The following is an 18,968-nucleotide window of genomic DNA, read 5'->3' as shown; positions in this document are numbered from 1 at the left end:
TCAACTCCGAAGGTGTTGAGGGATTGCGGATCAATAGACCAGTCTACTGCGTCGAGCGGCTGTGCTCGGCCGCGACCGGCACGCCCATGACAGACATGAGCTCGTCGGCGGCGCGCTGGACGTCGTCGTTGACGATCACGTGGTCGAACTCGGAGGCGGCAGCCATCTCGACGCGGGCCGTCGCCAGGCGTCGTTCACGCTCTTCGGGGCCCTCGGTGCCGCGGCCGACGAGACGGCGCTCGAGCTCTTCCCAGCTCGGCGGGGCGAGGAAGACGAACCGCGCATCGGGCATGGACTTGCGCACCTGACGGGCGCCCTGCAGGTCGATCTCGAGCAGTGTGGGCACGCCTGCGGCGAGCTTCTCCTCGACGGGGCCGCGTGGGGTGCCGTAGCTGTTCTGGCCGTGCACCACGGCCCACTCCAGGAGCTCCCCCCGCTCGATCATCTCGGCGAAGCGGGTGGGGCCGACGAACAGGTAGTGCACACCGTCCACCTCGCCGGGGCGAGGGTCGCGCGTGGTCGCCGAGACGGACAACCAGACGTCGGGGTAGCGGGCACGGATATCAGCAGAGACGGTCCCCTTCCCCACCGCCGTGGGTCCGGCAAGGACCGTCAGGCGGGGGGAAGAAGACCGTGCGGGCGTAGCAGAGATGATCAGCCGAACCTTTCGATGAGCGCTGCGGCCTGGTGCGGTCCCAGGCCCCTCACGCGACGGCTCTCGGCGATGCCCACCTCAGCCATGATCGCGCGTGCCTTGACCTTGCCGATGCCGGGCAAGGACTCGAGCAGCGAGAGTACTTTGAGTTTACCGATGACGTCGTCGGTGCGACCCTGCTCGATCACTTCCGAGAGGACACCTGAAGAATACTTCAGTCGGTTCTTGACCTCCGCACGTGCGCGCCGGGCAGCGGCGGCCTTCTCAAGCGCGGCGGAACGCTGTTCTGGGGTTAGCTCAGGTAGAGGCACACCGGTCACCTTCTTCTAACGCGCGGAAACGTACTGCGAAACTATCCATGATCACCAGCGTCGGCAACGTGAACAACAGACCTTCACATGCCGTCACCTGCATGATCACTCACAACTGATGAGGTCGCCCGTTGTGAGCTCGGCAGCGTCTCGCGCGCACCGCGCGCGGCCACCCGCTGATGGTCTGCGGGTGGTCGCACGCGGAGCCGCTGTGACCTCGGCACAGGTCGGTGACCTGCGCCGATGCACGGCGCGGAGTCAGGCGCGCAGCGCCTGGGCGGCGTCGTCCGCGGCCCGGCGCGCAGCGGCCAGCAGAGCCCGCACGTCCGGTCCCGCACCGAGGACGCCGCGTGAGGACGAGGCAAGAACCTGCTCGCGAGCGTCCCCGAAGACCTCGGCCAGCTCGGCCGGCCCGGCCCCCTGCGCACCCACACCGGGGGCCAGCAGCGGACCGCGCACCGCGGCGAGGTCGACCCCGGTGGTCCGGGCGGCGTCGCCGATGGTGGCACCGACCACGAGCCCGAGGGACCCCAGGCCACCGGCCGTCAGCCCCTGGGCGGAGAGCTCGGCGGCGTTGGCCGCCGCGGCCTCCCGGGCGATGAGCGCAGCCACGCTCTCCCCCGACTCCGTGCGGGCGTGCTGGACCTGCGCGCCCTCGGGGTTGGAGGTCAGGCACAGGGCGAACAGGCCGCGACCGTTCGCCGCTGCCAGGTCGATGGCCGGCTGCAGCGAGCCGAAACCCAGGTACGGCGAGACGGTCAGGGCGTCTCCGGCGAGGGGTGAGCCCTCCTGCAGGTACGCCTGGGCGTAGCCGGCCATGGTGGAACCGATGTCTCCGCGCTTGGCGTCGACGATGGTCAGCGTGCCCGCTGCGCGCGCCGCCGCGATGACCTCTTCGAGGACCGCGACGCCGGCCGAGCCGTGCCGCTCGAACAGCGCGGACTGCGGCTTGAGCGCCGCGACCCGCCCGCCGAGGGCGTCGACGACCGTCAGCGCGAAGGACCGCAGCCCCTCGACGTCGTCAGACAGGCCCCAGGCGGTGAGCAGACCGGGGTGCGGGTCGATGCCCGCGCACAGCGGACCGTGGGCCGCCATGGCGGCCGCGAGCCGCTCCCCGAAGGGAGCGGGCCGGGCCGCCGTGGCGGCGGACGGGAGCGAGGACGTCACGGGCGCACCTCGACCTTGACGTACTCCTGCAGGCTGCGGACCGTGAACGGACGGTCCCGGATGACCTCGATGCCCTGCACCGCGGCACCCAGCTGGGCGACCGTGGTGACGATCGGCTTGTCCGCCGCGGTCGTGGCTGCCCGGATCTCGTAGCCGTCGGCGCGGGCGCCCTGGCCGGAGGGGGTGTTGACGACCATGTCGACCGAACCCGCGGTGATGAGGTCGACGATCGTCGGCTCGCCGTTGGCCCCACGCCCCTCGGAGTGCTTGCGCACCACCGTGGACGGGATGCCGTTGCGGCGCAGCACGTTCGCGGTGCCCGCGGTGGCGAGGATCTCGAAGCCGAGCTCGGTGAGGCGCTTGACCGGGAAGACGATCGCGCGCTTGTCCCGGTCCGCCACGGAGATGAACACCGAGCCGGAGGTGGGCAGCCCGCCGAAGGCTGCGGCCTGGGACTTGGCGAAGGCGGTCGGGAAGTCCTCGTCGAAGCCCATCACCTCACCGGTCGAGCGCATCTCCGGGCCCAGGACGGTGTCCACGGCCACGCCCTCGGTGGTGCGGAAGCGCTTGAAGGGCAGGACGGCTTCCTTGACCGCGATGGGTGCGTCGAGGTCGAGGGTGCCGCCGTCGCCGGTCAGCGGGAGCACGCCGCTGGCGCGCAGGTCGGCGATGGAGTGGCCGACCATGACCAGGGACGCCGCCTTGGCCAGGGACACGCCGGTGGCCTTGGAGACGAAGGGCACCGTGCGCGAGGCGCGCGGGTTGGCCTCCAGGACGTAGAGCACGTCGGAGACGAGCGCGTACTGGACGTTGAGCAGGCCGCGCACGCCCACGCCCTTGGCGATGGCCTCGGTCGAGCGGCGGATCCGCTCGATCTCGGCCTCGGACAGGGACACCGGCGGCAGCACGCAGGCGGAGTCGCCGGAGTGGATGCCGGCCTCTTCGATGTGCTCCATGACGCCACCGAGGAACATCTCCTCGCCGTCGTAGAGGGCGTCGACGTCGATCTCCATCGCGTCGTCGAGGAACCGGTCGATGAGGATCGGGGCGAGGTGACCGCCGGAGCGGGCGACCTCACCGAGGGCACGCTCGACGTAGCCGGTGAGCTGCTCCTCGGAGTAGACGATCTCCATACCGCGCCCACCGAGCACGTAGGACGGGCGCACCAGGACCGGGTAGCCGATGCCGGCGGCGATCTCGACGGCCGCGGCGAGGGTCGTCGCGGTGCCGAAGGCCGGTGCGGGCAGGCCCGCCTCGGCGAGCACCCGGCCGAAGGCCGCGCGGTCCTCGGCGGCGTCGATCGCCTCGGGCGAGGTACCCAGGATCGGCAGACCGGCGTCGGACAGGCGCTGGGCCAGGCTCAGCGGGGTCTGTCCGCCGAGCTGGACGATGATGCCCTTGACCGGACCGGCGGCGAGCTCGGCCTCGTAGACCTCGAGGACGTCCTCGAAGGTCAGCGGCTCGAAGTACAGGCGGTCCGCGGTGTCGTAGTCGGTCGAGACGGTCTCGGGGTTGCAGTTGACCATGACGGTCTCGTAGTCGCCCTTGAGCGCCAGCGCCGCGTGCACGCAGGAGTAGTCGAACTCGATGCCCTGACCGATGCGGTTGGGGCCGGAGCCGAGGATGAGGACGGCCTCGCGCTCGCGCGGACGGACCTCGGTCTCGGAGTCGTAGGTCGAGTAGTAGTACGGCGTCTCGGCCTTGAACTCCGCGGCGCAGGTGTCCACCGTCTTGAAGACCGGGCGCACGCCGAGGGCGCGGCGGACCTCGCGGACCGTGGCCTCCCCCGCTGCCCGGGTGCCGCCGATGCCCCGCAGCGAGGCGATCTGGGCGTCGGACAGGCCGTGCCGCTTGGCGCGGGCCAGGACGTCCTTGGTGAGCGCGGGCGCCGCGGCGACCTCGGCGGCGATCTCGTTGATGAGCTGGATCTGGTCGAGGTACCACGGGTCGATCTTCGTGGCCTCGAAGACCTGCTCGACGGTCGCTCCCCCGCGCAGCGCCTGCTGGGTCTGGACCAGGCGACTCTCGGTGGGGCGGGCGATCGTGGTGAGCAGCTCCTCGAGGGCGGCGCCGGAGGGCGCCTCGCCGTCCCAGTGGAAGGTCGCGCCGGACTTGTCGATCGAGCGCAGCGCCTTGCCGAGGGCCTCGGTGAAGTTGCGGCCCATGGACATGGCCTCGCCGACCGACTTCATGGTCGTGGTGAGCGTGTCGTCCGCGGCCGGGAACTTCTCGAAGGCGAAGCGGGGCACCTTGACCACGACGTAGTCGAGCGAAGGCTCGAAGGAGGCCGGGGTGGAGCCAGTGATGTCGTTGGGGATCTCGTCGAGGGTGTACCCGACGGCCAGCTTGGCGGCGATCTTGGCGATCGGGAAGCCGGTGGCCTTGGAGGCCAGCGCCGAGGAGCGCGAGACGCGGGGGTTCATCTCGATGACCACGACGCGCCCGGTCTCGGGGTGCACGGCGTACTGGATGTTGCAGCCGCCGGTGTCCACGCCGACCTCGCGGATGACCGCGATGCCGATGTCACGCAGGTTCTGGTACTCGCGGTCGGTGAGCGTCAGGGCAGGCGCCACGGTGACGGAGTCGCCGGTGTGCACGCCGACCGGGTCGACGTTCTCGATCGAGCAGATGACCACGACGTTGTCAGCCTTGTCGCGCATGAGCTCGAGCTCGTACTCCTTCCAGCCGAGGATGGACTCCTCCAGGAGCACCTCGGTCGTGGGTGAGTAGTGCAGGCCCTGCCCGACGATCCGGCGCAGCTGCTCCTCGTCGTAGGCGATGCCCGAGCCGAGCCCGCCCATCGTGAAGGAGGGGCGCACGACCATCGGGTAGCCGAGGTCCTCGGCGGCCGCGACGGCCTCGTCGATCGCGTGGATGATGACCGAGCGGGCGGACTCGCCGCCGCACTTCTCCACGACCTCCTTGAACTGCAGGCGGTCCTCGCCCTTCTGGATCGCGGCGATGTTCGCCCCGATGAGCTCGACGCCGTACTCGGCCAGCACGCCGGCCTCGTCCAGGGCGATCGCCGCGTTGAGCGCGGTCTGCCCGCCCAGGGTCGCCAGGACGGCGTCGGGACGCTCCTTGGCGATGATCGAGGTGAGCACCTCGGTGGTGATCGGCTCGATGTACGTGGCGTCGGCGAACTCCGGGTCGGTCATGATCGTGGCCGGGTTGGAGTTGACGAGGATGACACGGATGCCCTCCTCCTTGAGCACGCGGCAGGCCTGCGTACCGGAGTAGTCGAACTCGCACGCCTGGCCGATGACGATCGGGCCGGAGCCGATGACCAGGACGGAGTTGATGTCTGTTCTGCGAGGCACTGGTCAGTTCTCCTTGGAGAGCGAGTCGGAGGCGGGCTCGGTGGACGCGGTCGCGGCCGAGAGGCCTTCCGCCGACGGGGCACCGGACGTCATGAGGTCGAGGAAGCGGTCGAAGAGGTATGCGGCGTCGTGCGGGCCGGCGGCCGCCTCGGGGTGGTACTGGACGGAGAAGGCTGGGATGTCCAGGCACTCCAGGCCTTCCACGACGTTGTCGTTGAGGCCGATGTGCGAGACGACGACGCGGCCGTAGCGGCCCTCGCCGTGCGGTGCCGGCGCCTCTTCCCCGATCGGGGCGTCGACGGCGAAGCCGTGGTTCTGGGAGGTGATCTCCACCTTGCGGGTGGCCAGGTCCATGACGGGCTGGTTGATGCCGCGGTGGCCGTAGGCGAGCTTGTAGGTGCCGAAGCCCAGCGCGCGACCGAGGATCTGGTTGCCGAAGCAGATGCCGAAGTACGGCAGACCGCGGTCGAGCACCTCGCGGAGCAGGGCCACCTCGTGCGTGGCGGCGCTGGGGTCACCGGGGCCGTTGGAGAAGAAGACGCCGTCGGGGTTGAGGGCGAGGATGTCCTCGATGGTCACCGAGTGCGGCACCACGTGCACGCGCATGCCGCGCTCGGCCAGACGCTGGGGGGTCATGGACTTGATGCCCAGGTCCACCGCGACGACGGTCTTGATCGGCTCCTTGCCGGCGAACTCGCCCAGCGGCTCCACGACGTAGGCGGTGGGGGTGCTCACCTCGGCGACGAGGTTGGCGCCGGCCATGGAGGCGGTGGCGCGGACCTCAGCGACGAAGGAGTCGATCGAGCGCGGGTAGCCGCCGTCGAGCAGCGCGTCGCCGGAGAAGATCCCGGCGCGCATGACGCCGGCCTCGCGCAGGTGGCGGGTGAGGGCGCGGGTGTCGACCTCGGAGATCCCCACGATGCCCTGGCGGACGAGCTCGTCGTCGAGGGTCCCCTCCGAGCGCCAGCTGGACGGGCGGCGGGCAGGGTCGCGCACGACGAAGCCGGCGACCCAGATCTTCACCGACTCCGGGTCGTCGTGGTTGACACCGGTGTTGCCGATGTGCGGAGCCGTCATGACCACGATCTGGCGGTGGTAGGAGGGGTCCGTCAGGGTCTCCTGGTAGCCGCTCATACCGGTGTTGAAGACGATCTCTGCGGTCGTGGTGCCGGTCGCGCCGTAGGCACGTCCGGCGAAGGTGCGGCCGTCCTCGAGAACGAGCAGCGCGGCGTCGGAGACCGCCTCGCCGGGGGTCTTGGTCGCGTGCAGGTGCGTAGTCACTCGGACTCCTTCAGGTTGTGCGAGTCAGGGGGAAGCGGGGGCGGGGTGGCCACGAGGGCGGTGACCGCATCGATGAGGGTGGATCGGTCCGCGGCGTGCAGGGTGCGGATCCCGGTGTCCAGGGCGGTGGGGGTGCCGTCCGCGGCGAGGGTGGTCCATCGAAGGACGACGATGCCCTTCCCGCCGACGTACTTTCCGGCGATGCCGGAGGTCAGCCGCGCGCCGTCGAGCGCGCTGACCGGGATGAACAGGTCCGTGGCACCGGCGCGGGCGATCTGCACGCCGGCGTCGTGGACCTGCACGACGGCGCGGGCACGGAACCCGAGGTCACCGGCGCCCACCCGGTCGAGCCAGTCGCCCGCACCGGTGGTGGAGACGTAGGTGCCTTCGATCGGCGCGGTGCGCGCCTGGCCGAGCGCTGCGGCGTCGGGCAGGGTGGGCAGGGCGCCGACGCGGGGCTCGCTGCGGCGGGCCAGGCCGCGCCAGCCGCGCCACATCCCCCACAGGATCAGCGCGCCGACGGCGAGCATGAGGCCGACCGCGACCGGCATGGGGAGGTTCATGCGAGGGTCCCCGCCCGCTCGACGGGGCGGGCGTCGAGCACGGTGGCGCGCCCGCGCAGGAAGGTCGCCACGACCTGCCCGGGCAGCTCCTGGCCGCCGAAGGGCGAGTTGGCGCTGGCGGTGGCCTGCTCGGTGGGCACGACCAGGCGGGTGGCGGCCGGGTCGACGAGCACGACGTTGGCCGGTTCGCCGACCTCCAGCGGGCGTCCCTGCGGGCGCGGCCCGTCGGTGATCCGGCCGATCCGGGCCGGCGCGGTGGACAGCACCCGGGCGACGTCGGCCCAGGTCATGCGACCGGTGTCGACCATGGTCTGCTGGACCACGCTGAGCGCGGTCTCCAGGCCGGTCATCCCGAAGGCGGCCGCGGACCACTCGCAGTCCTTGTCCTCGCGGGTGTGCGGGGCGTGGTCGGTGGCGACGATGTCGATGGTGCCGTCAGCCAGGCCTTCGCGGACCGCCTCGACGTCGGCCGCGGTGCGCAGCGGGGGGTTGACCTTGAACAGCGGGTCGTAGCCGCGGGCCAGCTCGTCGGTGAGGACGAGGTGGTGCGGGGTGACCTCGGCGGTGACGTTGATCCCGCGGGCCTTGGCCCAGCGGATGAGGTCGACCGACCCGGCGGTGGACAGGTGGCACACGTGCAGGCGGGAGCCGACGTGCTCGGCGAGCAGGACGTCGCGGGCGATGATCGCCTCTTCGGCGACGGCCGGCCAGCCGGCCAGGCCGATCTCGGCGGAGACGACGCCCTCGTTCATCTGGGCGCCCTCGGTCAGGCGCGGCTCCTGGGCGTGCTGGGCGATGACTCCGTCGAAAGCCTTGACGTACTCCAGGGCGCGGCGCATGAGGACCGGGTCCCAGACGCACTTGCCGTCGTCGGAGAAGACGCGGACCTGGGCGGCGGAGTCGGCCATCGCGCTGAGCTCGGCGAGGTGGGTGCCGTCCAGCCCGACGCTCACGGCGCCGACGGGGTGCACGTCGACCCAGCCGGCCTCGGTGCCGATGCGCCAGACCTGCTCCACGACGCCCGCGGTGTCCTGCACCGGGGTGGTGTTGGCCATGGCGTGCACCGCGGTGAAGCCGCCCGCGGCGGCGGCACGGGTGCCGGAGTGGATGGTCTCGGCGTCTTCGCGGCCGGGCTCGCGCAGGTGGGTGTGCAGGTCGACGAGGCCCGGCAGGGCGATGAGCGCGCCGGCCTCGATGACGACGGTGGAGTCGTCGGCGGTCAGGGTGCCGGCGGGTTCGATCGCGGCGATGACGCCGTCGGCGAGGAGCATGTCCACGCGGTCACCACCCAGGGGGGCGACGTCGCGCAGGAGGTACCGGTCCTGGGTGGGAGCCGCGGTCATGACTGGCCTGCCTTCTGTGATGAGACTTCGTTCGACATGTCTCCTGCGAGCAGGAGGTAGAGGACTGCCATGCGCACAGCGACGCCGTTGGCGACCTGCTCGACGATGACCGCGCGCGGGGAGTCGGCGGCCTCGGCGGAGATCTCCAGGCCGCGGTTCATCGGGCCGGGGTGCATGACGATGGTGTGGTCGGACAGGCGCGCCAGGCGGCGCGGGTCCAGGCCGTAGTTGCGGGTGTACTCCAGCGGGCTGGGGAAGAACCCGCCACCGGCGCTGGACATCCGCTCGCGCTGCACGCGGAGCATCATGACGGCGTCGGGCTGCAGGTCGGTGAGCACCTCGTCGAGGTTGTAGGACACCTGGCAGGGCCAGGCGTCCACGCCGACCGGGACGAGGGTCGGCGGTGCGACGAGGGTGACCTCCGCGCCCAGGGTGTGCAGCAGGTGGACGTTGGAGCGGGCGACGCGGGAGTGCAGCACGTCTCCCACGATGGCGACCTTGAGGCCTGCGAGGTCTCCCCCGATACCGGCGCCGGGCAGCGGCTGAGCAGCGGGGTCACGGGCGTCGCGGCGCTCTCCGGAGAGGTGGCGGCGCAGGGTGTACGCGTCGAGCAGCGCCTGGGTGGGGTGCTGGTGCATCCCGTCGCCGGCGTTGATGACCGAGGAGTCCACCCAGCCGGAGGCGGCCAGGGTGTGCGGGGCGCCGGAGGACTGGTGGCGGATGACGACCGCGTCGGCTCCCATGGCCTGCAGGGTGAGGGCGGTGTCCTTGAGGGACTCCCCCTTGGACACGCTCGAGCCCTTGGCGGAGAAGTTGATGACGTCGGCCGAGAGTCGCTTGGCGGCGGTCTCGAAGGAGATCCGGGTGCGGGTGGAGTCTTCGAAGAAGAGGTTGACCACGGTGCGTCCGCGCAGCGTGGGGAGCTTCTTGATCTCCCGGGACTGGGTGGCGGCCATCTGCGCGGCGGTGTCGAGGATCCGGATCGCGTCGGCGCGCGAGAGGTCCTTCGTGCTGAGCAGATGCTTCATGCGTGGGCCTCCCCGGCGGGCTGGGAGATGAGGACCGCGTCGTCACCGTCGATCTCGACGAGGCGGACCTGGACCCGTTCGCTCAGGGAGGTGGGGAGGTTCTTGCCGACATAGTCGGGGCGGATGGGCAGCTCGCGGTGGCCTCGGTCGACGAGCGCGGCGAGCTGGACCGCGCGGGGGCGGCCGATGTCGCTCAGGGCGTCCAGGGCGGCGCGGATGGTCCGTCCGGAGAAGAGCACGTCGTCGACGAGCACGACGACGCGGCCGTCGATGCCGCCGTCGGGCAGCTCGGTCGAGCCGATGAGGCGGGGCGGCTGGCGGTGCAGGTCGTCGCGGTGCATCGTCACGTCGAGGGTGCCGACGAGGGCGGACACGTCCAGGCCGGGCTCGACCTCGGCGAGGCGTTCGGCGAGGCGACGGGCGAGCGGCACACCGCGGGTGGGGATGCCGAGCAGGACGACGTCGGCGCCGCCCTTGTTGCGCTCGAGGATCTCGTGCGCGATGCGGGTCAGCGCACGGGAGATCTCCGCAGCTCCGAGGACCTCGGTCGACTCGGGGGGCATGTTGGGACCGGATGCGGGCGTCACAGGGCCAGATGTCATCTGGCGACCTCCTTCTCCGCCTCTCTGGACGGCTCTTAAAGGATGGCAAGCAGGATGGCTCGATCTTACCTCCTGCGAGGAGGCGCCCTGATCGGTGTCCACGGACGGGGACGGCGGCCCTCCTACGGCTCCCAGCAGGGCGAACGGTGGGTGGACCGGGACCATCAGCCCAGGGGTGAACACGGTTTCAGTGATCAGATGAGACGTACCTCACCCCCCCTCTGGAGGAACCATGACCACGTACGACACCCTGCTGCGCCCTACGACCCTGGGCTCCCTCGCCCTGCCCAACCGGATCATCATGGCGCCCATGGGCACCGAGATGTGCACCGAGGACGGGCGGTCCACCGACCGCGAGATCGCCTACTACGTCGAGCGGGCACGCGGTGGGACCGGTCTGGTGCTCACGGGCATCACCGCGGTGCAGCAGGACGTGGAGCAGCTCGCGCACGGCCTCGGCCGGATCGACACCGACGCCCACGTCCCCGACCTCGCTCGGCTCACCGCCGCGGTGCACGCGGTGGGCGGGCGCATCGGCCTGCAGCTCACCGCGGGCCTGGGACGCAACATCAACACCCTCACCCCGAGCCAGCCGCCCGTCTCTGCCTCGGACAACACGTGGTTCGCCGACCCGTCGGTCACCTGCCGCCCACTGACCACGCAGGAGATCGCGCTCATCGTCCAGCGCTTCGGAGAGGCAGCAGCGCGCGCGGCCGCCGCCGGCTTCGACGCGATCGACATCCACGGGCACACCGGGTACCTCATCGACCAGTTCCTCTCCGCCGTGTGGAACCGGCGCACCGACTCCTACGGCGGGTCGGTGGAGAACCGCTGCCGCTTCGCGGTGGAGATCATCGAGGCCGTCCACGCCAACGCCCCGGGACTGCCGGTGAGCTTCCGCCTCAGCGTCGACCACAAGTTCCCCGGCGGGCGCGGGGTGGCCGAGGCCCAGGCCATCGCCGTCGAGCTGGAGAAGGCCGGGCTCGACCTCATGATCGCCGACGACGGCTCCTACGAGGCCATGGACTACGTCTTCCCGCCCTACTACCTCGGTGACGCGTGCATGGTGCCCGCCGCCCGGGCGCTCAAGGAGGTGCTGAGCATCCCGGTCATGGCGGTCGGCAACATCACCCCCGAGGACGGGGAGCGGATCCTCACCGACGGCGACGCGGACTTCATCGGCATCGGGCGTGGTCTCATCGCTGACCCGGACCTGGTCAACAAGCTCGCGGCCGGACGCCGGGAGGACATCCGCCCGTGCATCCGCTGCAACGCGATGTGCGTGGGCAACGCCTTCTACGCCCTGCCGCTCGGGTGCGCGGTCAACCCCCAGGTGGGTCAGGAGCGGGAGCGGGTCATCACCCTGAGCGAGCGACCCCGCCACGTGGTGGTCGTCGGCGCCGGCCCGGGTGGGCTGGAGGCCGCCCGGGTGGCGGGCCTGCGCGGGCACCGGGTGGACGTCTACGAGGCCAGCGACCGCCTGGGCGGGGTGCTGTGGCCCGCGGCGACGCCGGACTTCAAGAAAGAGCTGCGCTCCATGATCGCCTGGTGGGAGCGTCAGCTGGCCGCGCTGCCGGTGACCGTCCACCTCTCGCACCCGATCAGCCCCGACTCCCCCGAGCTGCTGGCCGCCGACGAGGTCATCGTGGCCACCGGCTCGGTGCCGATCCTTCCCTCCGCGATCACCGGGATCGACCGTCCCGAGGTGATCGACGTGCTGGCCTTCCACGAGGGCGCCCCGGTGGGACGCCGTGTCGTGGTGGCCGGCGGCGGGCTCTCCGGCTGCGACGCGGCCCTCGAGCTGGCTGCGCAGGGGCACGAGGTGACCGTCGTGGAGCTCGCTGACGACCTCGCCCGGGACATGATCCTCATCAACCGGATCACGCTCCTGCGCGACCTCGCCGAGGCCGGGGTGCGGGTGCTCACCTCCCACGCGGTCAGCCACGTCGACGACGCCGGCGTGCACGCCACCGGCCCGGACGGCGAGGTGGTCCTGGCCACCGACACCGTCGTGGCCGCCTTCGGGGTGCGTGCAGACGCCGCGCTCGCAGCCGCGCTGACCGAGGCGGGTATCGGCTTCCGGGCCGTCGGGGACTGCACGACGCCGGGCAAGGCGGGCGACGCGATCAACGCCGGCTTCGTGGCGGCGCTGGCGCTGTAGGCCGTTCGACGATCAGCAGGCGGTCCGCGCCTCGTGCGCGGGCCGCCTGACTCACGCCTGACTCACGCCTGACTCACGCCTGAGTAAGGTCTGACTGTCGACGACGAGGGTGGGTCCGGTATCCGGGCCCACCCTCGTCGTCTGCGTCCCCGGTGACCCGGGGATCCGGTCAGGACTGCGTCAGCCGGCGGACATCACCTGGTCGCGGACCACGCGGCGCAGGACCTTGCCGATCTGGGACCGGGGCAGGTCCGGCAGGATGACGAGCTGCTTGGGCAGGGCGTACCGGGCGATGTTCTTCTCGCACCAGGCCCGCACCGCGTCCAGGTCGATGCTCGTGGCGTCGGCTGCCAGCACCAGGGCGGCCACGACCTTCTCGCCGAGGTCTCCCCCGGGCAGCCCGACGACGGCGGCGTCAGCCACCCCGGGCATGCGGCGCAGGCACTCCTCCACCTGGGAGGGGAAGACCTTGAAGCCGCCGGTGATGATCATCTCCTTGATGCGGTCGACCACCTCGACGAAGCCGTCGGCGTCCATGACCACGACGTCACCGGTGCGCACCCACGTTGTGCCGTCGGCGACGACCAGGGCCTGCGCGGTTTCCTCCGGGCGCTGCCAGTAGCCCTCGAAGACCTGCGGGCCGGCGATGAGGAGCTCACCGCGCTCACCCGGCGCCACGTCCTTGGTGGGGTCGTCCTGGTCCACGACGCGGATGTCGGTCGAGGGGAACGGCAGGCCGAGCATGCCCGGACGCCGTGCTTCCGACAGCGGGCTGCCCAGGGCGACCGGGGAGGTCTCGGTCATGCCGTAGCCCTCGATGGCCAGTCCTCCGGTCGCGGTCTCCCACGCCTTGGCGGTCGCAGCCGGCAACGGCATGGCTCCGCAGATCGCGTACCGGAAGGACGTCAGGTCCGCACCCTTGGCCGTCGCGCCTGCGGCAAGACGGTCCAGCATCGGGGGGACGGCCGGGAGGAAGGTCCCCGGTCGCCGGCGCTGAGCCTCCAGCACCGAGGCGACGTCGAACTTGGGGAACAGCACGAGGGTCGCGGCGATCGCTAGGGAGTAGGACAGGCACAGGGTCAGGCCGAAGGCGTGGAAGAACGGCAGCACGCCGTAGACGACCTCGCCGGGCTCCCCCGCGTCTGCCTTGTGCCGCGCTCCGGTCCACTCCGCGCCCTGGACCGCGTTGGCCACGAGGTTGCGGTGGGTGAGCATGGCGCCCTTGGGGGTTCCGGTCGTGCCGCCGGTGTACTGCAGCAGCGCGAGGTCTCCCCCGGCGGGGCGGGGGAAGGAGTCAGCCAAGGGGCTGGCACTGCGCACCAGGGTGTGCCACATGAGCGTGCCGGCGGGCACATCCGCGCGCATGGCCGACTTCAGCTGGCGTGCCTTCTTGATCGGCAGGGACAGCGCGAGGCGCTTGACCGCAGGCAGGTCACGGGACATGTCCACTGCGATGACCGTGCGCAGCGCGGTGCGGGAGGCGACCGCCAGAGCCTTGACGGCTGTGTTCTCCCAGCAGATGGCGACCACGGCGCCGGAGTCGGCGAGCTGGTGCTCGAGCTCAGACTCGGTGTAGGTGGGGTTGTGCTCGACCACGACGGCGCCCAGTCGCAGCACGGCGTAGAACGCCACGACGTGCGCATGGCAGTTGGGCAGCGCGATCGCGACCCGGTCACCGGCCTTGACGCCCAGGTTCCGCAGCGCCGATGCCGCGCGGTCGACCTCGTCGACCAGCTGTGCGTACGTCGTCGTACGGCCCATGAAGTCGAGGGCGACCCGGTCGGGGAACGCACGCCCAGCACGTTCCAGAGCTGCGCCTAACGGCTCGTCGGGCACCACGACGTCAGGCGAGACCTCGGGGGCGTAGGAGGACAACCACGGGCGCTGTGCGTAAGGCGAAGTCACGCTCACAGATTAACCTACGGGTCCGTAAGTTACTAGGACGTAGGTCGCGCTCCCAGGGATCCCGCCTCAAGTCCCCGCGAGGTATGCCGATAAACGTCACATGGCCGACACAGTTGCCGTCTGGACCGTCATGGCGCAGTGCATCGCCGCAGGTCTTGTCGCCGGGCTCTGCGTCCTGCACACCGTCTGGCGCGGCGACGACCCCGCCAACGAGCACTCCCGATGGACCCTCATCTGGTCCATGGCGCTCGCGGCCGTCTTCTTCTGCGACGCCCTCGCCCTCGCCTCGCGAGGGAGCTCGTGGCACGACCCCTTCACCGTGCTGGCCTCCGTCGCGCTCGCGGTCGCACTCGTCCTCGCGCTGCCGGTGGCCCGGTCCTACGCCGACGGCCCACCGTTCCGGACCTACCTGGTCCTGGCCAGCGCGGGCTTCGCGGTGCACGTCGGGCTGCTCGTCGCCGGGGCGGTCACCGCCCGCGCCGAGCCGCGCACCACCGCGCTGGAGACCACCGGCGGGGTAATCTCCTTCCTCGTGCCGGCCGCCGTCGTCGGCCTCTATCTCGCGGTGAGCCTGCGGCGCACGCCGAGCCAGCGCACCCGCCAGGCACTTGTGGGGGCGGCGTCGCTGAGCGTGGTCCTGCTGGGCGCCTCCTATCTCGCTCCGAGCGAGACCGTGCGCACCGCCCTCACCAGCGCGTGGCTGGTGCCGCTCATCATCGCCCTGGAGATCCTGGCGCTGCGCCGCATCCGCTACGGCCAGCACCTCGCCGAGCAGCAGCGCTCGATGCGCGACGCCCAGGCACGGGTGAGCAACCTGGCCTGGTACGTGCGCGACCCGCAGGCCCTGCTGCGCCGCGCCGAGGAGGAGGCGCGCGCCCTGCTCGGCGACCCGACCATCCGCGGCACCATCCGCACCCTGTCCCGCGGGCGGTTCGTCACCGACCTGTCCCCCTACCCCCTGGTACGCACGGACCCCGGCGACCGCAAGCTGCTGGTCGCCCTGGCGAACATCGTCTCGGCCGCCGCCGAGCGCCAGGCGCTGGCAGACCGTCTCAGCCGGGCCGCCTTCTCCGACGCGCTCACCGGCCTGCCCAACCGCAACGCGATCGACGAGCACCTGGTGAGCGCCCTGGAGCGAGGCAGCGTCGAACGCAGTCGGGTGGCGCTGCTGTACGCCGACCTGGACGGGTTCAAGCGGGCCAACGACCAGTACGGGCATGCCTGGGGAGACCGGATCCTCGCCCTCGCCGCGGCGCACCTGCGCCGCACCGTGGGCGACGACGCCTTCGTCGCCCGGCTCGGCGGCGACGAGTTCATCATCGTTGTGGAGCGCGCCGGCGACGACGAGGAGCTGGTGCGCCTGGCCCACCGGATCCGCACCGAGTTCCAGCGCACGTCCCAGGCCCGCCCCATCCCCCGGATCAGCGTGGGCATCACCGCCACGGTGCCCTCGGACACGGTCGACGCCGAGGCTCTCACCCGCTGCGCGGACATCGCGATGCTCGAGGCGAAGCGGGTCAAGGCCGGCGTGATGCTCTTCGACAAGCGCCTGGAGGACCAGGTAGCCGCGGAGAACCGGTTGCACCGCGAGATCAACGCCGCAGTCCAGGAGGAGCAGTTCTGCGTGCACTTCCAGCCGATCGTGGACACCGTGACCCTCGCTGTCCTGGGCCTGGAGGCGCTGGCACGGTGGGAGTTCGGCGGTGAGCTGCGCGAGCCCAAGGAGTGGCTCGACTACGCCGAGACGTCGGGATTGATCGTCGCGATCGGCAACATGACCTTCCGCAAGGCCTTCGCCGCGACCGAGCGCTTCGACCTGCCGGTGGCGATCAACCTCTCTGCCCGCCAGCTCGCCGAGCCGTCTCTCATCGGCGACCTCACCGCAGCATGGGGTACGCGCGACTGGTCCCTGCTCACCGTGGAGATCACCGAGGGTGCGCTGCTGCAGGACGAGCAGCAGGCGGTGAGCGTGCTGGGCCGGTTGCGCGGACGTGGAGCGCGGATCGCCCTGGACGACTTCGGGACCGGGTACAACTCACTGGCTCGCCTGGCCACCCTGCCCATCGACATCCTCAAGATCGACCAGTCCTTCGTCCGGGACATGGCCAGCCCCGCCGGGCTGGCGGTGCTGCGCGCCATCGTCACCCTGGCGGGCGCCCACGACCTGGAGGTCGTGGCTGAGGGGATCGAGCGGGTGAGCGAGCTCGAGGGCCTGGTGAGCCTGGGCGTGCGCCGTGCCCAGGGGAACATGCTCGGCCGTCCGGCCGCCGCTCTCCCGGTCCGCTGAGGGAACAGGGTGGGAACGACGGAAGGAGCCGCCCTGTGGGCGACTCCTTCCGGGTGGTGCGGGTGATGCTCGGTGCAGCGGGTCAGCCTAGGCGAGGATCGTCGGCTTGAGCTCGACGATGCGCCCCAGCAGACCGTTGATGAACGCCGGCGAGTCGTCCGTCGACAGCGACTTGGACAGCTCGACGGCCTCGTCGATGGCTACTGCGTCGGGCACGTCCTCGTTGAAGAGGATCTCCCACGTGCCGATGCGCAGCAGCGCACGGTCGACGGCAGGCATGCGGTCCAGAGACCACTCGTGGGAGTAGGTCTCCAGGAGCTCATCGATCCAGTCAAGACGCTCGAGGACTCCTTCGACGATGTCGATGGAGTACTGCGGCAGCGCAGACTCGGTCCCCGGCTCCACCAGTCGGTCGGAGAGCAGGCGGATCGGGTCCAGGTGACGCTGCTCCGCTTCGAAGAGAACGTCGAGTGCGCGCTTACGCGCCTTGGTACGGGCTCCCACGTCAGTCGTTCACTCGGCCGAGGTAGCTCGAGTCCCGGGTGTCGACCTTGACCTTGGTGCCCTGCTCGAGGAACAGCGGGACCTGGATCTCGTGGCCGGTCTCCAGCGTGGCCGGCTTGGTGCCACCGGTCGAGCGGTCGCCCTGCAGGCCAGGCTCGGTGTAGGTGATCTCCAGGATGACCGAGGCGGGGAGCTCGATGTAGAGGACGTTGCCCTCGTTCGTCGCCACGACGACGTTCTGGTTCTCGAGCAGGAAGTTCTTCGCGTCGCCGACGGCAACCTCAGGGATGTTGATCTGGTCGTACGTCGACAGGTCCATGAAAACGTAGTCCGTGCCGTCCTTGTACAGGTACTGCATGTCGGACTTGTCGACGGTCGCGGTCTCGATCTTCAGGCCCGCGTTGAAGGTACGGTCAACGATCTTGCCGGAGGTGACGTTCTTCATCTTGGTGCGGACGAACGCGCCACCCTTACCGGGCTTGACGTGCTGGAACTCAGTCACGGTCCAGAGCTGACCGTCGATCTTGAGCACGGTGCCGTTCTTGATGTCGTTAGTGGTAGCCACGTTCGGTCTTCCTGTCGAGTTTGCAAGGATCAGCGCTCGTCGATCACCCGGAAGGGGACGTGCCAGGGACGGACCGCGCGAGAGCGGTGTTCATTCTAACCCGCCGATCCTTCGTCGCGGTCAGCCGATCAGCCACAGCGCGAGGACGCCCAGGCCAGTCGCCCAGACCATCGAGGCGAGGGTGCCGATGACGAACCGCTCGGAGGCCTCAGGCTTCTCACGCAGCTCGGGGTACCGGCCCAGGCCCTTGATCGCCACGAGGATCGCAATCCCGCCCGGGTAGCCCACCAGGATCAGGCCGGTGATGGCCAGGCGCTCCAGGATGCCGATCCAGGTTCCTCCGCGCAGCGCGGCGACAGCCTGCGGGCTGGTGGGGCCGACGTCGGGCACGGGTGCGGCCTCTGGGCCGTCCGGCCCCTCCTCCGCGCTCGCATCCGGGGCAGGCGCTGGCGGGAGCGACTCGCGGGCGGTGTTGCGCGCCGCGAGGGCGAGGACGCCGCGGGTGACGTAGTAGCCGCCGACGATGCTCAGGACCAGCGATCCGATGACGATCGCAAAAGTCACGCCTGGTCCCATGCGTCTGCCTCCTGGAGTAGTCGAGTCGCGAGTGGCCAGGCCGCGACCTCTTCGGCCCACAAGGCGGTACGTACCCGCTGGCTGACGGCCTGCTCGCTGATGCCGAGGATACGGGCGACGTCGCGCTGGGTCGGGGGCGACTCGCCGCCGCCGTCGGCGGGCCGTAGCAGGTCGACGACCTCCCAGCCGTGGGCCGTGCGGCGCTCCACGATCGCCCCGAGGAGGCGGAGCAGCGCTTCGGCGTCGGACGCGACGTCGCCGGTCGCCGAGTCCCCCACGACGGCAACCGGGACGGACGCGGACTTGCTCTTGGCTCGCTCGACGGCTGCCCGCGCGCGGATGAAGGCGGGGCCTGCCGCCTCACGGGAGTGCTCGGGCAGGGGCTCGTTGACAGACCCGATGCCTAGCCCGATCCACCATCCGCCCGCCCGGAGGATCTCCAGCACGATCATCAGGGTGGGCCGTGGCTCGGTGAGCACCATCTGCACCTCGTCCCCCACCGTCCGCTCGAGCGGGAGACGCACTCCCGGAAGCCGGAGCGTCAAGGAGTTGATGCGGCGCAGGAGATCAGGCACCCCGTCACCGCGGGTTGTGCTCCGCTGCTGGTCAACTGTGAGAACGAACATAAGTCAAGACTAAGGCCTTGATTCTTGTAAATCAATGCTTCAGCCTTGACTCCCGTCGTCGTGCCTTGGTTTTT

The 18,968-nt window shown here is 70.7% G+C and carries 16 protein-coding genes; 2 read left to right on the top strand and 14 right to left on the bottom strand.

What is annotated here, in order from left to right; genetic code table 11:
- Nucleotides 1-43: 43 nt before the first annotated feature.
- From gmk to pyrR, 9 genes are all read right to left on the bottom strand, one after another.
- A complete protein-coding gene (gene gmk, locus SS2_RS07370; protein WP_066462606.1) occupies nucleotides 44-652 on the bottom strand; it encodes a guanylate kinase in 609 nt (202 codons plus the stop codon).
- 2 nt (nucleotides 653-654) lie between these two features.
- Complete coding sequence (gene mihF, locus SS2_RS07365; protein WP_066462604.1) at nucleotides 655-966, bottom strand: integration host factor, actinobacterial type; 312 nt, start codon at nucleotides 964-966, stop codon at nucleotides 655-657.
- Nucleotides 967-1,224: 258 nt separating this feature from the next.
- Complete coding sequence (gene pyrF, locus SS2_RS07360; protein WP_066462602.1) at nucleotides 1,225-2,133, bottom strand: orotidine-5'-phosphate decarboxylase; 909 nt, start codon at nucleotides 2,131-2,133, stop codon at nucleotides 1,225-1,227.
- Entirely contained in the window at nucleotides 2,130-5,453 is a 3,324-nt protein-coding gene (gene carB, locus SS2_RS07355; RefSeq protein ID WP_066462599.1) for a carbamoyl-phosphate synthase large subunit, read from the bottom strand. Before carB ends, pyrF begins: the two co-directional genes overlap by 4 nt.
- Before the next feature lie 3 nt (nucleotides 5,454-5,456).
- Entirely contained in the window at nucleotides 5,457-6,734 is a 1,278-nt protein-coding gene (carA, locus tag SS2_RS07350) for a glutamine-hydrolyzing carbamoyl-phosphate synthase small subunit (protein WP_066462597.1), read from the bottom strand.
- A complete protein-coding gene (locus SS2_RS07345) occupies nucleotides 6,731-7,297 on the bottom strand; it encodes a PH-like domain-containing protein (RefSeq protein ID WP_157607231.1) in 567 nt (188 codons plus the stop codon). The genes carA and SS2_RS07345 overlap by 4 nt, the downstream gene beginning before the upstream one ends.
- Nucleotides 7,294-8,640 carry a dihydroorotase gene (locus tag SS2_RS07340; protein WP_066462595.1) on the bottom strand — a complete coding sequence of 449 codons (1,347 nt, stop codon included), beginning with the start codon at nucleotides 8,638-8,640 and terminating at the stop codon, nucleotides 7,294-7,296. Before SS2_RS07340 ends, SS2_RS07345 begins: the two co-directional genes overlap by 4 nt.
- Entirely contained in the window at nucleotides 8,637-9,668 is a 1,032-nt protein-coding gene (locus SS2_RS07335) for an aspartate carbamoyltransferase catalytic subunit (RefSeq protein ID WP_066462594.1), read from the bottom strand. The genes SS2_RS07340 and SS2_RS07335 overlap by 4 nt, the downstream gene beginning before the upstream one ends.
- The gene (pyrR, locus tag SS2_RS07330) at nucleotides 9,665-10,270 is read right to left on the bottom strand and encodes a bifunctional pyr operon transcriptional regulator/uracil phosphoribosyltransferase PyrR (protein ID WP_066462593.1); all 606 of its coding nucleotides are present in this window, start codon (nucleotides 10,268-10,270) and stop codon (nucleotides 9,665-9,667) included. The genes SS2_RS07335 and pyrR overlap by 4 nt, the downstream gene beginning before the upstream one ends.
- A 232-nt stretch (nucleotides 10,271-10,502) precedes the next feature.
- Between pyrR and SS2_RS07325 the strand changes: the two genes are divergently transcribed.
- Complete coding sequence (locus SS2_RS07325; protein ID WP_066462592.1) at nucleotides 10,503-12,431, top strand: oxidoreductase; 1,929 nt, start codon at nucleotides 10,503-10,505, stop codon at nucleotides 12,429-12,431.
- 180 nt (nucleotides 12,432-12,611) lie between these two features.
- Here SS2_RS07325 and SS2_RS07320 read toward each other — a convergent pair whose 3' ends face one another.
- On the bottom strand, nucleotides 12,612-14,336 hold the full coding sequence (locus tag SS2_RS07320; RefSeq protein ID WP_066462770.1) for an AMP-binding protein: 1,725 nt from the start codon (nucleotides 14,334-14,336) through the stop codon (nucleotides 12,612-12,614).
- Between the two features lie 100 nt (nucleotides 14,337-14,436).
- Here SS2_RS07320 and SS2_RS07315 point away from each other — a divergent pair, with 100 nt between their 5' ends.
- Nucleotides 14,437-16,623, top strand: a complete 2,187-nt coding sequence (locus tag SS2_RS07315; protein WP_066462591.1) for a putative bifunctional diguanylate cyclase/phosphodiesterase — start codon at nucleotides 14,437-14,439, stop codon at nucleotides 16,621-16,623.
- A gap of 87 nt (nucleotides 16,624-16,710) precedes the next feature.
- Here SS2_RS07315 and nusB read toward each other — a convergent pair whose 3' ends face one another.
- The 4 genes from nusB to SS2_RS07295 form a co-directional block, all read right to left on the bottom strand.
- Nucleotides 16,711-17,127: a transcription antitermination factor NusB gene (gene nusB / locus SS2_RS07310; protein WP_066462589.1), complete on the bottom strand. Its 417-nt coding sequence runs from the start codon at nucleotides 17,125-17,127 to the stop codon at nucleotides 16,711-16,713.
- A gap of 1 nt (nucleotide 17,128) precedes the next feature.
- The gene (gene efp, locus SS2_RS07305) at nucleotides 17,129-17,692 is read right to left on the bottom strand and encodes an elongation factor P (RefSeq protein WP_066462588.1); all 564 of its coding nucleotides are present in this window, start codon (nucleotides 17,690-17,692) and stop codon (nucleotides 17,129-17,131) included.
- Between the two features lie 120 nt (nucleotides 17,693-17,812).
- Nucleotides 17,813-18,268: a hypothetical protein gene (locus SS2_RS07300; RefSeq protein ID WP_066462587.1), complete on the bottom strand. Its 456-nt coding sequence runs from the start codon at nucleotides 18,266-18,268 to the stop codon at nucleotides 17,813-17,815.
- Nucleotides 18,253-18,843, bottom strand: coding sequence for a hypothetical protein (locus tag SS2_RS07295; protein WP_369405203.1), 591 nt, complete (start codon nucleotides 18,841-18,843; stop codon nucleotides 18,253-18,255). The genes SS2_RS07300 and SS2_RS07295 overlap by 16 nt, the downstream gene beginning before the upstream one ends.
- Nucleotides 18,844-18,968: the final 125 nt, after the last annotated feature.

This window comes from Sanguibacter suarezii NBRC 16159 (assembly GCF_001552735.1).
In the GTDB taxonomy this organism is placed as follows: Bacteria; Actinomycetota; Actinomycetes; order Actinomycetales; family Cellulomonadaceae; genus Sanguibacter; species Sanguibacter suarezii.
The sequence above is the reverse complement of the archived record's forward strand: the minus strand, read 5'-3'. Positions and strand labels throughout refer to the sequence as shown.

Coding starts and splice junctions, on each gene's coding strand:
- SS2_RS07345 (WP_157607231.1), bottom strand. CDS start 7,297: ATGAACCTCCCCATGCCGGTCGCGGTCGGCCTCATGCTCGCCGTCGGC.
- SS2_RS07340 (WP_066462595.1), bottom strand. CDS start 8,640: ATGACCGCGGCTCCCACCCAGGACCGGTACCTCCTGCGCGACGTCGCC.
- SS2_RS07335 (WP_066462594.1), bottom strand. CDS start 9,668: ATGAAGCATCTGCTCAGCACGAAGGACCTCTCGCGCGCCGACGCGATC.
- pyrR (WP_066462593.1), bottom strand. CDS start 10,270: ATGACATCTGGCCCTGTGACGCCCGCATCCGGTCCCAACATGCCCCCC.
- SS2_RS07325 (WP_066462592.1), top strand. CDS start 10,503: ATGACCACGTACGACACCCTGCTGCGCCCTACGACCCTGGGCTCCCTC.
- SS2_RS07315 (WP_066462591.1), top strand. CDS start 14,437: ATGGCCGACACAGTTGCCGTCTGGACCGTCATGGCGCAGTGCATCGCC.
- SS2_RS07300 (WP_066462587.1), bottom strand. CDS start 18,268: ATGGGACCAGGCGTGACTTTTGCGATCGTCATCGGATCGCTGGTCCTG.